The sequence below is a fragment of the Pedobacter cryoconitis genome (assembly GCF_003259615.1).
GTDB classification, from domain to species: Bacteria; Bacteroidota; Bacteroidia; order Sphingobacteriales; family Sphingobacteriaceae; genus Pedobacter; species Pedobacter cryoconitis.
In genome coordinates this window covers 1-15,689 of the sequence record NZ_QLLR01000051.1, presented here as the reverse complement: position 1 = coordinate 15,689, position 15,689 = coordinate 1, and the positions used below count along the sequence as shown (strand labels likewise).

General features: G+C 41.1%; 11 protein-coding genes and 1 tRNA gene. 4 read left to right on the top strand and 8 right to left on the bottom strand.

Annotation, left to right across the window (positions count from 1 at the left end; genetic code table 11):
• Positions 1 to 318, top strand: a 318-nt coding sequence (locus LY11_RS25785) for a transposase (protein WP_146610932.1), incomplete at its 5' end; no start/stop codon positions are given.
• Positions 319 to 451: 133 nt separating this feature from the next.
• On the opposite strand, the gene LY11_RS25780 is transcribed toward LY11_RS25785, so the two are convergent.
• The 8 genes from LY11_RS25780 to LY11_RS25745 all read right to left on the bottom strand — a co-directional run bounded on the left by LY11_RS25780 (position 452) and on the right by LY11_RS25745 (position 11,510).
• Positions 452 to 533: transfer RNA gene (locus LY11_RS25780), tRNA-Leu, on the bottom strand.
• Positions 534 to 645: 112 nt separating this feature from the next.
• Complete coding sequence (locus LY11_RS25775) at positions 646 to 1,443, bottom strand: ABC transporter substrate-binding protein (protein ID WP_111636463.1); 798 nt, start codon at positions 1,441 to 1,443, stop codon at positions 646 to 648.
• Positions 1,444 to 1,460: 17 nt separating this feature from the next.
• A complete protein-coding gene (locus LY11_RS25770; protein ID WP_111636462.1) occupies positions 1,461 to 2,144 on the bottom strand; it encodes an ABC transporter ATP-binding protein in 684 nt (227 codons plus the stop codon).
• A gap of 42 nt (positions 2,145 to 2,186) precedes the next feature.
• Positions 2,187 to 4,580, bottom strand: coding sequence for an ABC transporter permease (locus tag LY11_RS25765; RefSeq protein ID WP_111636461.1), 2,394 nt, complete (start codon positions 4,578 to 4,580; stop codon positions 2,187 to 2,189).
• Positions 4,581 to 4,591: 11 nt separating this feature from the next.
• Complete coding sequence (locus LY11_RS25760) at positions 4,592 to 6,982, bottom strand: ABC transporter permease (RefSeq protein WP_111636460.1); 2,391 nt, start codon at positions 6,980 to 6,982, stop codon at positions 4,592 to 4,594.
• An 11-nt stretch (positions 6,983 to 6,993) separates the two neighbouring features.
• Positions 6,994 to 9,366 (bottom strand): ABC transporter permease, encoded by a 2,373-nt coding sequence (locus LY11_RS25755; RefSeq protein ID WP_111636459.1) that lies wholly within the window; start codon positions 9,364 to 9,366, stop codon positions 6,994 to 6,996.
• A 107-nt stretch (positions 9,367 to 9,473) separates the two neighbouring features.
• Positions 9,474 to 10,172 carry an ABC transporter ATP-binding protein gene (locus tag LY11_RS25750; RefSeq protein WP_111636458.1) on the bottom strand — a complete coding sequence of 233 codons (699 nt, stop codon included), beginning with the start codon at positions 10,170 to 10,172 and terminating at the stop codon, positions 9,474 to 9,476.
• A gap of 93 nt (positions 10,173 to 10,265) precedes the next feature.
• Positions 10,266 to 11,510 carry an efflux RND transporter periplasmic adaptor subunit gene (locus LY11_RS25745; protein WP_111636457.1) on the bottom strand — a complete coding sequence of 415 codons (1,245 nt, stop codon included), beginning with the start codon at positions 11,508 to 11,510 and terminating at the stop codon, positions 10,266 to 10,268.
• A gap of 223 nt (positions 11,511 to 11,733) precedes the next feature.
• Here LY11_RS25745 and LY11_RS25740 point away from each other — a divergent pair, with 223 nt between their 5' ends.
• The 3 genes from LY11_RS25740 to LY11_RS25730 are packed head-to-tail and all read left to right on the top strand — an operon-like array spanning position 11,734 to position 15,557.
• The gene (locus tag LY11_RS25740; protein WP_111636456.1) at positions 11,734 to 13,104 is read left to right on the top strand and encodes a sigma-54-dependent transcriptional regulator; all 1,371 of its coding nucleotides are present in this window, start codon (positions 11,734 to 11,736) and stop codon (positions 13,102 to 13,104) included.
• 3 nt (positions 13,105 to 13,107) lie between these two features.
• Positions 13,108 to 14,466: a sensor histidine kinase gene (locus LY11_RS25735; RefSeq protein WP_111636455.1), complete on the top strand. Its 1,359-nt coding sequence runs from the start codon at positions 13,108 to 13,110 to the stop codon at positions 14,464 to 14,466.
• 38 nt (positions 14,467 to 14,504) lie between these two features.
• Entirely contained in the window at positions 14,505 to 15,557 is a 1,053-nt protein-coding gene (locus tag LY11_RS25730; protein WP_111636454.1) for a ferredoxin--NADP reductase, read from the top strand.
• Positions 15,558 to 15,689 lie beyond the last annotated feature (132 nt).

The following is a 15,689-nucleotide window of genomic DNA, read 5'->3' as shown; positions in this document are numbered from 1 at the left end:
TACCCTGAACTGAAAAAGGCTTATAATTTATCACTTGGTCTTGGAAACATTTTCAAGATATGTACAAGTAAAGAGCAGGCTTTTAAGCCATTAGCATTATGGTACAATCAGGTGGAAGAGTCAGGAATTGAGTCATTTAGGACGGTGTCAAGGTCTATACAGGCACATTATCTCTCGATCTTGAACTTCTTTCTCAACAGAAGTACAAATGCCTCTGCTGAATCATTCAATGCTAAAGTTAAAGCATTCAGAGCCACTTCAAGAGGGGTTCGGGACATCAAATTCTTCCTGTTCAGGTTATCGAAAATATATGCTTAAAATTTATCTCCCCCCAAGAATTCCGCTTGATCCGACTTGATCCCAACTTTTGGCATTGATCCAAGTAAACTTCAAGTAAAAAACCTCTTAAAATAAAAATGGTGACAGATAATTAAATCTGTCACCATTATTGTGCGGATGAAGGGACTCGAACCCCCACGCCGTGAAGCGCCAGATCCTAAGTCTGGTGCGGCTACCAATTACGCCACATCCGCAGTTAGGAATTGTTTTTGTTTGGACTGCAAAGATAGAGATAGTTATCAATTATCAAAAACCTTTTGCATTTATTTCACCTCTAAACAGCTAACACATTCATTTTAAGCCAATTTATTTTAATTCTTTTTGTAACTGAAATAAATATTGAACCGCTTTGACCAATCTGCTGCCGTACCAGGAGAACATTTCTCCGTCTACCAGCATCACTTTAGCTTCAGGAATTGCTATTTTCAACTCTTCGATATGCTTTTCCCGGAAAGGATATGGCTCTGAAGAGAGTAAAATCAGTTCCGGCCTTAAAGCAGCCAGCTGCTGAAGCTCAATTTCGGGGTAACGATCTGCCTTGATTACATTGGTCAGTCCGTTTTTAACTAGCAGATCATTAATGAACGTATTTCTTCCGGCCAGCATATAAGGCCCTTTCCAGATCAGGTAAGCGACTGTTTTATCTATCCCCTGCTGTAACGCTAAAGTTTGCAGGTCTGTAAACCCCGCATTGATCAGATAATTTAAATAAGCTGCCTCAGGCTGCCTGTCTACCAATTCCGCGATCTGGGTAATCGTTTTCATTGCATCTTCCAGCGTAAAGATGTCACTCATCCATACCGGAAACTCCTGTTGCAGCAATTCTATATCTTCTTTCGTATTCTCCTCCTTGTTGCCGATAATTAAATCAGGCTTCAGGCTTCTGATCAGTTCGATATTAAGTTTCTTCGTCCCCCCTACTTTAGTTTTAGCTTTAAACTGCTGCGCAGGGTGAATACAAAACTTAGTCAATCCGACCACTTCTTCGCTTAAGCCCAGTTCAAATAATAATTCGGTTTGGGAAGGCACAATAGAAATGATCCGCTTTGGTGGATAATTAATCGTAATGGTCTGATCAAGCTGATCGGTAAACTGACGTAACATGCAGCAAAGATACTTTTTTATACCACCACCTGAATATCCTCACTGATTACTCCATCAAGCAAATGTAAAATCCGCGTACCATACCCCGCATTGATTTCAGAGTGTGTTACCTGGATAATGGTAATGTTTTCTTCTTCATTCAGTTTCTTGAAAAGATCCATGATTTGCAAAGCCTGTGCGGACTGCAAATTTCCAGTCGGCTCATCTGCCAGAATAATCAACGGTTGTGCTGCCAGCGCTCTTGCAATGCCTACCAGTTGCTGCTGACCGCCTGATAACTGGTTCGGAAAAAGATCTTTTTTAGCCACCATATTAAAGCGGTCAAGCATTTCTGCCACACGGCTTTTACGCTCTGCGCTGCCTACCTTTTTATAAAGCAAAGGCGCTTCAATATTCTCGGCAACCGTCATTTCATCTATCAAATGATAAGCCTGAAAAACAAAACCTATATGATTCCTGTAAAGCTCTATTCTCTTACGTTCATTCAGGGAAACTACATTTTCACCCATAAATTCATAACTTCCGTAAGTAGGCTCTTCCAACATTCCTAAAATATTAAGTAAAGTAGATTTTCCAGCACCAGAAGGCCCCATAATCGAAACAAACTCACCTTGCTGAATGGTTGTACTCACATGTCTGAGGATATAACTTTTCAGGCCCTTGTTTGCATAGTATTTTTCTATATTCTGTAATTGTATCATGTTTTGATAAATATAAGGTTTAATCAGTTAATTCTATTTGTTTTATTCGTCTTTCAGTGCATCCACCGGGTTGGCTCTTGCAGCACTGAAAGAACGGAAACTCACTGTCAGTAAGGTGGCAATCATGGAAACCGAGGTTACGATTAAAAAGGGCCAGATATTTAACTCAATTCTATAAGCATAACCAGACAACCATTTATTGATCAGCAGATATGCAATCGGCCATGCCATAAGATTAGCTAAAAGTACAAGCGTCATAAAGGAGAAATTCACCATATTAACCAGTTCTAACGTACTTGCCCCTAAAACTTTACGTATAGCCATTTCCTTTGTTCTTTGTGTGGCGACAAAAGAAATCAACCCAAACAAACCAATAAAAGATATAAAAACGATGACCAATGCAAATGCTTTAAAAAGCGTCCCGATTACCCTTTCATTCTCATAATATTTATTGATCTTTTCTTCCATAAAATCGGCCATATATACATGATCCGGGTATACAGAATTCCATATAGCCTCTATATTTTTCATGGTAGCAGGAATATTTTGCGTATTCATTTTAACAGCAATCACAGTAGCCTTTCTGGAATTTTTATGGAATAAAATTGGCGAGATAGCCTCTCTTAGATTGGTATTGTTGAAATCTTTTACAACACCCACAATTGAAATCTGATCCGCGCTTCCGCCCAATGAAACTTTTTGTCCGATCGCATCTTCAGGGCTCACTATATTTAATTTTTTAAGGAAAGTCTCATTTACAATGTACTCCTGCAAACTATCATTACCAGAAAAGCCTTTTCCTGAAATCACCTTTAAGTCAAAGGTTTTAAAATAATCCGCATCTGCATACTTACTGCCCACATGAAAACCCGGTTTCTTGCCATTATAGGAGAAATTAATATCATCAACATCCATCGAAGAAGGGCCGCTGCTGCATAAGCTTGCCATACGTACACCGGTTTCATTCTCTACCTTTGTTTTCAAAAATTTATACTTTAACCGGCTGAGACTATCACCCGGAACGTTGACCATAGCAATTGCCGAAGGATTAAATCCCAGTGGTTTCTCCCGTATATACTTCATCTGTTTCATGATGATAAACGTTCCCGTCATCAGAATAATCGTGAGCGTAAACTGCATAACAACCAAAACCTTACGCAAAACAGCACCACCTGAATTTCCTAAATTAACTTTATTCCTGATAGCCAGCATAGGATTAAAACCCGACATCACCATTGCCGGATAAAACCCGGCGACCAGGCTTACCAGCAACACCAGAACGATCATGAAAACAAAAATCACCGGGTGATCCATTATACTAAAGGAGATATTTTCCCTGAACAATCCGATCATGCCTGGTAAAGCAGCTTCTGTGAGTACACAGGCAATCAGTAAAGCGAAAATGGTAATTGTTAAGGTTTCTGTCAGAAACTGCACCATCAACTGTTTTCGTCTGCCGCCCATCACTTTACGAACGCCTATTTCCTTAGACCGGCCTATCGCCTGGGCAGTGGCCAGGTTAATAAAATTGATACAAGCTGTGAGGAGTAAAAATACACCGATAGCGATTAAGCCTGTCAACTGGCTTTTCTCCATAATTTTCCCGGAAAAGTTGCCATAATTTGCATCTTTATGAAGTTCAGCTAACGGTTGAAAAAAATGATCTTCTTTACCATTTGATTCTTTATCAGTATAATATTTTTTCAGAAAAGCATTTTTAGGCCCTTCAAGATCCGCAATATTTACACCTTTTTTCAACAAGATATAGACTTCTGAACTGGAAGAGACAGTATACCACTCCTTCATATCTTTATTTTCATATCCTGCATAGGCTATGGCAATATTTATAGGATTGCTGTTGTTATCAGGAATATCGGCAAATACACCGGTTACCTTAAGGGTCTTATCGCGGTATTGAAAAGTCTGCCCAACTGCTTTATGCCAGTCACCAAAAAATCTGGAAGCCATTTTCTGAGAAAGGGCAACAGTATTTGGCTGGACCAGCGCTTGCTGTGGGTTTCCTTCCAGCCAGGGATAATCGAATATCCTGAAAAAGCCAGGTTCAATATAAAACACATCTTCCGCTGTTTTCAATCTCAGCTTTCCGGACTGATCTTTTACCTTGATAATTCCACCGGCGCGCTGTAAGGCGGCAACTTCTTCCAGCATCCCAAAATCATTGCGCATAGCAGCTGCCAGGGGCCTTGGAACACCACTTTGAAAATCTTCTTTATCGGCATACTTCCAAGAAGAAACTACCCTGTAAATCCTGTCCTTATTCGCAAATTGCTGGTCAAAACTCAGCTGATACCTTACAAAGATAAAAATGAGGATACAACTGGCCATACCTATTGATAAACCGGCGATATTGATAAAAGTATAACCTTTATGCTTCCAGAGATTTCTTAATGCGATTTTGAGATTGAGTCTAAACATCCTGCGTTTTTTTATTCGTATTTAAGGGCATCTACCGGGTTGGTTTTCGCTGCCTTGTAAGAGCGGAAACTTACGGTGATCAGGGTAATCATCAGTGAGATAAACATCGCGGCTGCAAATGGCCAGATATTAAGTGTGATACGGTAAGCATAACCGGATAACCATTTTTGAATAAAAATATAAGCTACCGGCCAGGCAATCAGATTGGCTAATAATATCAGGAAGATAAAAGTAGTATTCAGCATACTGACCAGTTCAAAGACACTTGCACCCAACACCTTACGAATAGCCATTTCCTTTGTTCTTTGTGTGGCAACAAAAGAGATCAGGCCGAATAAACCGATGAAAGAAATAAAGATAATAACTATGGCAAATACTTTAAAAAGGGCTCCGGTAACCTGCTCACTCTCATAATAATTTCTGATTTTATCATCCATAAAATCAGAAGAATATACTTGATCCGGATAGTATTCATTCCAGATTTTCTCTGCATTTTTCATGACCGCCGGGATTTGATGCGCCTCCATTTTCAAAGCAAGGGCTGCATAACCATCTTTACGTGTTGTCATCAGAATAGGAGAAATTGATTCTTTCAGACTCTTGTTATTAAAGTCCTTCACTACCCCAACAATCCGGGCGCGGTGATCACTTAAAATAATCATTTTCCCAATGGCATCCTGCGGATGCACCACCTTTAACTTCTTTAATAAAGTTTCATTGACCACATATTCCCGGATCGTATCACTTTTAGTTAAAAATCTGCCAGCCAAAAGCTGCAATCCGAAAGTCTTCAAATAATCCTGATCAATAAACTTGATATTGGCTTGAAAATCTTGCATCGCAGTGCCATCGTAATAAAATTCACTAGTCATGTTACTTTCCGCAGCAGGCGCAGAATTACAGAAACTTGCAGTTAGAACACCTGGTTCATTCAGTATCCTGGTTTTAAGTATCTCAAATTTCGACTTACACAAACTGTCTGATGGAACACTGAGCAGCGCAATTGCCGATGAATTAAACCCGAGGGGTTTCTCCCTGATAAACTTCATCTGCATCAGAATAACCAGTGTGCCTGTAACCAGTATGATTGTGATGGCAAATTGAACAACAACCAGCACTTTGCGCAGTACTCCACCACCATGTCCAATATTTACTTTGTTTTTGATAGCCAGTGCCGGACTAAACCCTGACATCACCATTGCAGGATAAAAACCGGATAAAAAGCCGACAAACAGCACCATGCCTGACATGAACAGGAAAATGACCGGACGCTCCAGCAGATTGAATGTTATTTTCTCTTTAAATAAGGCCGACATGCCAGGCAAAGCAATTTCCGTAATTGCGCAAGCCAGTAACAGCGCGATCAGGGTCAGCATCATCGTTTCTGTTAAAAACTGGATCATCAACTGCTGTTTACCGCTTCCCATTACCTTGCGTACACCAACTTCTTTAGACCTTCCTACCGCTTGTGCAGTAGCCAGGTTAATGAAGTTGATGCAGGCGGTAATTAGCAGCAACACACCTATCGCTGTAAGGCCAAACAGTTCACTTTTACTGGTTACTTTACCAGAGAAATTACTGAAACGCTCATCTATATGGATTTCTTTAAGCGGTTGAAAAAGATGATCCGGTTTTGCAACTGTCTTTTCGACATAGTATTTTTTCAGGAATGCAGCTTTTGGACGCTCCAGGTCAGCAATTGTTACACCTGGTTTGAGTAAAATATAGCACTCAGAATCTGAAGATATGGAACCCCATCGTTTTTGGTTTTTATGTTCGAAGCCCGCATAAGAAATTGCAATATTGATCACGTTACTATTGTTTTCTGGAATATCAGCAAACACGCCTGTAACTTTAAGCTCCTTATTATTTTTAAAATTGATTGTTCTGCCGATGGCCTGATGCCAGTCTCCAAAAAATCTTTCGGCTGTCTCTTTTGAAAGTGCAACTGTATTTGGCTCTTTTAAAGCCTGCTCAGGATTCCCATGCAACCACTTGTAATCAAATATTTTAAAGAAGTCCGGCGCTACATAAAACGCTCTGCCCTTAATTTTAATTTTCACATTCCCTGTGGCATCTTTGACTTTGATCACTCCCCAGGCCGACTCTAAAGCAGCAACATTTTCCAGCATTCCAAAGTCATTGCGCATCGCATCGGCCAAAGGTAAGGGCACTGCACTATCAAACTCTTCTTCTCCACCTGCATAATGTGCCTGACTGACTACCCGGTAGATTCTGTCTTTATTTTTATACTGCTGATCAAAGCTCAATTGATAACTGATAAACAAAAAGATCAATATACACCCAGCCATACCAATTGATAAGCCCGCTATATTAATCAAAGTATAACCCCTGTTTTTCCAAAGGTTTCTAAAAGCTATTTTAAGATTGAGTCTGAACATGATTGTTTCGTTTATTCGTATTTTAAAGCCTGAACAGGATTAGTTTTTGCAGCTTTATAAGTCTGAAGGCTTACTGTAATCAGGGCAATCCCTAAAGTGCTTGCTGCCACCAGGAAAATGATCAGCCAGTTGATGGTCGTATGAATTTCAAAATTCCTCAGCCAGCCGTTCATGATATAATTTGCAATAGGTATACCGATCAGAATAGCGATCATCACCATTTTCAGAAAACTTAAAGAAAGCAACTGCATCAGACTTCCTACAGAAGCACCCAATACTTTTCTGACCCCAATTTCTTTTGTTCTTTGTTCAGCACTAAATGCAGCGAGCCCAAATAAACCAAGGCAGGAAATAAAAATGGCCAGCCCTCCAAAAAGGTTAGCTAAGACACCTAATATCCTTTGCGCATTCAATTTCCCTGCATATAAACGGTCTACATAATTCACCTCCACAGGATATGCCGGATTAACTTCTTTAGTGATCTTTTCAATCAGCGCCAGATTAGCCACAGGTGCATTTGCCGGATTTAAACGCATAATAACTGTTCCTCCCCAACCCTGAAAAAACCCAATGACCATGGGCCGGTCAACCTGGGCAGGTGACCCCCAGATGAAATCGTCAAAGACCCCCACAATAGTCCGCTTTTCGCCATGGAAAACAACAATCTGACCAACCGGATTTACTAAATTCATGCGTTTCACCGCCGAGCGGCTCACCATTACTGCTGCAGTATCAGAAGCAAACTGAGTAGAAAACTCTCTTCCTTCCAGTAGTTTTACACCTGTAGTTTTAATAAAATCATATGTTGTAGCGATTTGATTAAAAGTGAACAGCTTATCAGCATCGGTAGATCCTTTCCACTCCATTCCGGTAAAATTTGAACCATCTTTGGTCATACTGGTTGAAGATTGTGCCATTGAAATTATAGCTCCGGATTGCAGTAGTTTAGCCTTCAACACCTCAAATTTGTCAAACAGATCACCATCTTGTTCCATTTCAACGAGTTCGTCTACTTTGTAACCGACCGGCCTGTTTTTAATATATTGTATCTGCTCATAGATTACTGTTGTTGCAATGATCAATATCACGGCAAAACTAAATTGCCCGATCACCAGCAGCTGACGAAGGCTGATCAATTGTCCCTGGCTTTTACCGCCTTTTTTCCGAAGGATTTGAACAGGATTAAAGGAAGATAAATAAAAGGCAGGATAACTTCCGGCAATCAAACCGGTCAACAGAACCACTGAAATCAGCCCCGCCCATAACTGAGCATTTGAATAACTGACCCCCAGTTCAATACCCAATAAGTTATTAAATAAGGGTAATGCAAGCTCAATAATTACAATAGCCATAATTGCACTGCAAAAAGTTAATACCAGAGATTCCATCAGAAACTGACTGATCAGGCTTCCCCTTGTTGCACCAATAGTTTTTTTGATGCCAACCTCTTTAGCTCTGCGTTCAGATTTTGCAGTGGCCATATTCATAAAATTCACACAGGCGATCAGCAGAATCCCTATACCCAGTCCCATAAATAAACGTACCTCTTCAATTTTCCCTCCTATACTTTTTCCGTTCACAAAGGTGCCATTGAGGTGGAGCTTATTGAATGGATAAACGAATACAAAAGCTCTGGAATCAGGGCGTTTTTTTTCCATAAGTCCTTTGATCTCTTTATTGAACTGCGCGATGTCAGTTGACGGATCAAGTTTGACCACGGTAGACCAGTTAAAATTAGTCCACGCTGGCTCTTTCACCCAATCAAATTGAGTTTGATAAAGTGACCATGGCATCAGAAAGTCAAAATAGACAGAACTATTACCCGGAATGTCTTTAACCACTCCTGTGATTTTGAGACTGATTTTATTCTCGAAACGAACTGTTTTATTCAGCACATCCGTTGTACCGAATAACAGTTTAGCAGTGCTTTCGGTAACAATTACATTGTTAGGTTCATTCAGGGCCGTTTTCTGGTTACCTGAGACAAAAGTATAGTCAAACACATTCAGAATATCTGCATCTGCAAAGCGTCCGCTCTTTTTAAAACTTTTGGTTCCGTTGGCTATTAATTTCGGCCCTCCCCATTCATAACGGCTCATCGCTTTCACCGCAGGATAATCCTCCTTCAAAGCTGGCCCGATCATATTTCCGGTAAGTCCCCCCGTAGATTCTATTCTTTTATTGATGTCGAGAAAATTCGTCATCACCTTATAAACCTGCCCCGCATCCTTCCCGTGGTTGTCATAACTCCTTTCATAAGAAACATAAAGCATCAGCATCAGGCAGGAAGCTAAACCAATGGCCAGTCCGCTGATATTGATTAAAGAAGAAGTTTTATTTCTCCAGAGGTTTCTTAAAGTAATTTTCAGGTTGAGTTTAAACATAGCTTGGTGGTTCAGGTTTACTAGCCGGTGGTTCTTTACTAGCTGGTGGTTCTTTACTAGCTGGGCGGTAATTTTTACAGTTGACGCTTTTTAAATAAAAACGTTGCTTAAATAAGCTCTTCAGACCTGGTTTTATTTATTTTCTCTGAAATCACGTGCCCATCTTTCAGGTTAATAATCCGGTTAGAGAAGCTCGCATCGTGCGAAGAGTGGGTAACCATAACAATGGTAGTCCCTTGTTCGTTCAGTTCGCAAAGCAGTTCCATGACTTCATTTCCATGGGAACTGTCCAGGTTACCTGTAGGCTCATCTGCCAATACCAATTTGGGTTTAGTGACTAAAGCTCTTGCCACCGCCACACGCTGCTGCTGACCCCCGGATAATTGCTGAGGAAAATGGCCGCTCCGGTTCACAATATTCATCCTTTCGATCATTTCATTGACCAGGCGCTTACGCTCAGGTGCGGCAACTTTGTTATAGATCAGCGGTAATTCTATGTTTTCGAATACAGTCAGTTCATCAATCAGGTTAAAGTTCTGGAATACAAAACCCATGTTTCTTTTGCGGAAGTTAGAGCGTTCTTTATCATTCATAGTCAGCAGTTCTGTTTCCAGGAACTTATAACTGCCACTTTCAGGTTTATCCAAAAGCCCCATAACATTCAGCAAGGTGGATTTTCCACAGCCTGAAGGTCCCATAATAGAGACAAACTCCCCTGCTTTAACGTGCATATTGATTCCATTCAACGCGGTTGTTTCTACTTCTTCCGTTTTGTATACTTTTTCCAGGTTCTCAATTTTTATCATGATATGATGATTTATATTTTTATGTCTTTTTATGAATTGACTTTTTAATTATTTGATTACTTACTGCTATTAGATTACGCTACTGCTAATTGATTACTTACTGACTTCTACAATATCATACTGATTGAATTGGTCATAAGACGAAGTGATCACCTGTTCATCTTTCTGTAATCCTTCCATGATCTCATAGTACAGATAGTTTTTACGTCCTATTTTAACATTTCTTTTCTGAGCTTTCCCATCCTTCAGCACAAATACCCAGGACCCTCCGGTGCTTTGAAAAAACTGTCCCTGTGCTAATAACAGCGATTTACTATTGTCTGAAAGCGTAAGTTTTACTTGTAAAGATAATCCTCTTCTTAACTCATCCGGTGATTTCCCTTCAAAAACTAATTCTACCTGGAACTGTCCGGCTGTGACTTCAGGAATTACCTTTCTGACTGTAAGGCGATAAGTCTTTCCATTAAACTCACAATTAGCAGATTGTCCTTCTTTTACCCTGTTGATATAATATTCATCCACGCCTGCCTGCAATTTATAGCCCTGCATTACATCAATTTTCCCAAGCATTTCGTTTGCCGTATAAGATTTACCGATCACCGGATCATAAGAAGATAATCTTCCGGAAACTGGTGCTTTAATGGTCATATTCTCAATATTCTTGCGGATAGTTTCCAGACTCTCATTCATCCTGGTTACAGAAACATCAATTTGCTGTAACTGCATCGTCCTGCTCTGGTTCTCCTGCTTAACGGCCTGTTTCAAGATTGCTTTTCTGCCTTTATTATACTCATAATCCTGGCTCGAAGTATTAAATTCTTCCCTGGTAATTACTTTATTCAGAAACAACGCACTATCAATTTTATATTTCCGGCCAGCGGTCCTCAGTGTATTTTCGATCACCATCATATCCTGCGCCATGATCCTTTGATTTTGTTCCAGATCCAGCCGTACTTTACGCAATTGATTAATCTGTTCAATAATACTGGTTTCGCTCGAAGTATAATTAGATAAAGCATTTGGATTAGCAATCCTCAACAGCGGAGTACCTTTCACGACACTGGCTCCGTTCTCTGTGAAAATTTCGGCTACCGTTCCACCTTCCGGAGAACTCACAATTACCGAAGTTAAAGGGACTACACTTGCATTCAATAAAACCACATCCTCAAAATCGCCATACTTAACTTTACTAATGGTCAATTTATCCACATCGGCCTTATAAACTTTATTCAAGGATAGTTTATATCCATAGCCTACGAGTGCGGCTAACAAAAGGCCTCCCGTAAGCATTAATATCTTTTTGGTACTGAATCTCTTTTTTGCGATGATCTTATCCATGATAACTATTGTAATATCTATCTGGCCTTAAGCTAAGGATATGCCAAAGCATCAAAACATATTTAATTCACTAACAACCAATCAATTAACACATTAACATAGAAAAATACCGTTCATTATCGGACACCTGTTGTACAGCAACGGACAATTCCGCTATTTTTGTTCAGCAGCTATTTAAACAGACCAGGCAGCAACCAATAACAACGGCCCAAAACCCTATACAATGACAGAAGCAAACGTTTTAGTAATCGATGATGATGATGACATTCTATTAAGTGCAAAACTCTTTTTGAAGCAGCACTTCAACCAGGTGGTCACCTGTAAATCGCCAAAGGAGATTAATGTTTTACTGAGCCATAATGAAATAGACATCATCCTGCTGGATATGAATTATCAGAAAGGAGCCAGCAATGGCCGTGAAGGGCTCTACTGGTTAGAGCATATTTTATCTATTGATAAAGATTATGTAGTCATCCTGATGACTGCCTATGGCAACGTGGAACTGGCAGTACAGGCCATCAAGCAAGGTGCAACCGACTTTATCCTTAAGCCCTGGGAGAATGAAAAGCTCTATGCAACACTTTCTGCAGCCTCTAAATTAAGGCAGTCCACTAAAAAGGTTAAAAAACTAGAAAAGATAAACACCTCTATCCAAACGGATCAGGCCCGTAAATTTGAGAATATCATTGGTACTTCCGAGCCTATCAAACAGTTACAAAACACCCTGATTAAGGTCGCTCCAACCGATGCCAATGTATTAATCCTTGGAGAAAACGGTACCGGGAAGCAGGTATTCGCCTATGAACTCCATAAGCATTCCCTAAGAAAGAACCACATTTTCATGCACGTAGATCTGGGTTCCTTAAATGAAAATCTCTTTGAGAGTGAGCTATTTGGTTACGCCAAAGGAGCCTTTACCGATGCCCGCGATGACCGTCCCGGAAGATTCGAACTTGCTGATAACGGGACCATATTCCTGGATGAGATCGGTAACCTTTCGCTGCCCTTACAATCCAAACTACTTACTGTGCTTCAAAACCGGACCGTAACCCGTTTAGGAGAGAGCAAAGACCGTAAAGTAAACGTAAGACTAATTACCGCTACCAATATGCCCTTGAATGAAATGGTAGCCAAAGGTACATTCCGTCAGGATTTACTTTTCAGGATTAACACCGTAGAACTGGAGCTTCCCCCACTACACAAACGCGCAGCAGACATCATACAGCTCGCTAATCATTTTTTACATACCTTCAGTACAAAGTATCATAAAAGTATCACCAGTATCACCGAAAAGGCAGAGAATACCTTATTAAACTATCATTGGCCCGGAAATGTCCGTGAATTGCAGCATGTGATTGAACGTGCTATCATTATGGCTGATGGTAAAGAAATTACAGAGCACGATTTACAGCTGAGTCCGCAAAGATTTGGCGGTTCCGCGCCTATGCCCCCAACACTCGATCTGGAAGAAATGGAAAAAATGATGGTACAAAAGGCCATCGAGAACCACAAAGGAAATATATCACGTGCGGCGACCGAGCTTGGTCTTACCCGTGCAGCCCTGTATCGCAGGATAGAAAAATTCGGATTATAGCTTATGTTTTATCAACGTTTTACTTTCAGGCTCCTCTTTAATCTGTTGCTCATCAATTCACTGGCGCTGCTACTGGGCTATCTGCTGCTCAAAACCCAGCTTTGGTTTACCATTGCCGGGGTCTGCTGTGCCCTTCTGGTCAGTCTTATTTCACTTTACAACTACATCAACCAGATCAGGGCTGACATCAAGCGTTTCATTCTTGCGGTCAAAACACGTGATCACACCTTAAACTTCAGAAATAAAAGTACCAAAGGCAGTTTCCCAGACCTCTACAGCTCTTTTGACGACATTATTAAAACCCACAAAGACATCCAGCTGGAACAAGACGCTATGTTTCAGCTCATTAAAACCATCCTTCAGCAAGTTCCCGTAGGTGTAATCGTACTGAAAGACGACAGCACTATGCCCGAACAAGCAGAAATATCCTTCTTTAATGAAGCCGCAGCGGCCCTGTTGAAAGTACCCGCCTATAAATACTGGCATCGCCTGAAAGAGCACCTCCCACTTTTCGCTTCTGAAATAGAGCGCATAGAAAAAGGGGGTAAAAGATTTCTGGAATTAAAAATCCAGGACAAGCTGATCCAGCTCTCTACCGAAGTCATCCCCATCAACCTCTACAATACCAACTACAGAATTATCTCCTTTCAGAACATCAAGGATGAAATTGAGCAAAAAGAAATAGAAGCATGGAACAGGCTGATCGGAGTAATCTCTCATGAAATCCTAAATTCCATTACCCCCATCAGTTCCCTTTCGGACACCGTCAATACGATGGTCGTGGGCAAAGACTCCCTGAACAAAGAAGAGCTGGAAGACCTCAAACCTGCAATCCAGGCTATCAAAAGGCGCTCCATCGGCCTGCTGGACTTTGTGAAAGATTACCGTTTAATCGCTGAATTACCGACCCCTGAACTCGAATCCCATAGCATTGGCGAGATCCTGCAGCACATCCAGATTCTGATGCAGCCCTTTGCTTCTGCAAAAAACGTCAAACTATCAGTGGGGCAAACCTCTTCAAAAATCACCATCAACGTAGACTTAAAACTAGTAGAACAGGCCCTGATCAATCTGATCACCAATAGTATCCACGCCCTGGACGACATCGATCACCCCGAAATAGAAATAGACTACCGTCTAGAACAAAACAAGCTCTTCATTGACGTAACCGATAACGGTAAAGGAATTGAACCTGAACTAGCTGAGAAAATATTCGTCCCATTCTTCACCACCCGTAAAAACGGTTCCGGCATTGGCCTGACCATCACCCGTAACATCATGAAAATGCACTACGGCAACCTGGAGGTCAGCTCGATACCTTACGAAAAAACCATCTTCTCCCTCATTTTCAACTATGTTTAAACCTCCCCTTATCAAATAAATCGATAGATTTGTACCCTATGACTACCCTGCAATTACGTATTACTGAAATTACACAGCTTCCCGGAAACAACGTCTTCATCCAATTTGAACCCGTAAACGGCCTTTCCCCAAACTACGAGGCCGGGCAATTCCTGACCGTGCTCTTTCAGGTTAATAACAAAGAAATCAGGCGTTCCTATTCCATTTGCAGCTCACCCGCAATAAACGAACCCCTGAGTATTGCAGTAAAACTCGTAGAAAACGGAGAAATCTCTAAATACCTCCACCACAAAACAGCCGTCGGAGACATACTAACCGTACTACCTCCCACAGGGATCTTCACTTACACCCCTGTCCCAACCATCAAACGTACCGTATTCCTTTTTGCAGCCGGCGTGGGCATCACCCCTGTTTACTCCATCTTAAAAACGGCGCTGCTACAAGAGCAAAACTCAAAAATAGTCCTGATCTACAGTAACCGTTCTGCCACCACAACCCTCTTCTACGAAGAATTAAACCAGTGGCAAAAAGACTACCCGGAACGCTTTAAACTCATCTACCTTTTCAGCGACTCCAAGAACCTGCAATTCGCGCGCCTCAACAGCTTCGCATTCCACGACCTCTACAACTCCAACATCCAATACGACCAATCCGATGCCCTATGCTACACCTGTGGCCCCATCGACTACATGGTCATGTGCCGCATTTCCCTCCTGGGCTTAGGCTTCCGTATGGATCAGATAAAAAAAGAAACCTACTTCATTCCCGAAGACGAAGCAGACGACGACGATATGACTGAGAAGGTCATCAAAGACAAAAACACTTACACCGTCATCCTTGAATTCAATAAAAACGTCTACCAATTAGAAGTACCCTGGTATAAGAGGATCCTGGAAGTGGCCCTTGCCCATAACATCAACGTCCCTTACAGCTGCGGAGCCGGAATATGCAGTTCCTGCGTGGCTTCCTGCACCGAAGGCAATGTTAGAATGGACTATAATGAAGTCTTAACCGACGAAGAAATAGCAGCCGGAAGAGTGCTGATCTGTACAGGACACCCCACCCAAAACAATACTAAAATCGTCATCTAAAGCATTATCCTGATTATTCAGGAATTAGCACTCCATAACTGGAATTGCAACATTAAAGTTGACATTTAGTTAAGCGGCAATATTTTGTTTATTTAAGTTTCTACCAAATTCTTCTGGGGACAAGTACCCCAG

Excerpts from the sequence above, each read along its gene's own strand:
- LY11_RS25775 (WP_111636463.1), bottom strand. The coding sequence starts at position 1,443 with ATGTTACGTCAGTTTACCGATCAGCTTGATCAGACCATTACGATTAAT.
- LY11_RS25770 (WP_111636462.1), bottom strand. The coding sequence starts at position 2,144 with ATGATACAATTACAGAATATAGAAAAATACTATGCAAACAAGGGCCTG.
- LY11_RS25765 (WP_111636461.1), bottom strand. The coding sequence starts at position 4,580 with ATGTTTAGACTCAATCTCAAAATCGCATTAAGAAATCTCTGGAAGCAT.
- LY11_RS25760 (WP_111636460.1), bottom strand. The coding sequence starts at position 6,982 with ATGTTCAGACTCAATCTTAAAATAGCTTTTAGAAACCTTTGGAAAAAC.
- LY11_RS25755 (WP_111636459.1), bottom strand. The coding sequence starts at position 9,366 with ATGTTTAAACTCAACCTGAAAATTACTTTAAGAAACCTCTGGAGAAAT.
- LY11_RS25750 (WP_111636458.1), bottom strand. The coding sequence starts at position 10,172 with ATGATAAAAATTGAGAACCTGGAAAAAGTATACAAAACGGAAGAAGTA.
- LY11_RS25745 (WP_111636457.1), bottom strand. The coding sequence starts at position 11,510 with ATGGATAAGATCATCGCAAAAAAGAGATTCAGTACCAAAAAGATATTA.
- LY11_RS25740 (WP_111636456.1), top strand. The coding sequence starts at position 11,734 with ATGACAGAAGCAAACGTTTTAGTAATCGATGATGATGATGACATTCTA.
- LY11_RS25735 (WP_111636455.1), top strand. The coding sequence starts at position 13,108 with ATGTTTTATCAACGTTTTACTTTCAGGCTCCTCTTTAATCTGTTGCTC.
- LY11_RS25730 (WP_111636454.1), top strand. The coding sequence starts at position 14,505 with ATGACTACCCTGCAATTACGTATTACTGAAATTACACAGCTTCCCGGA.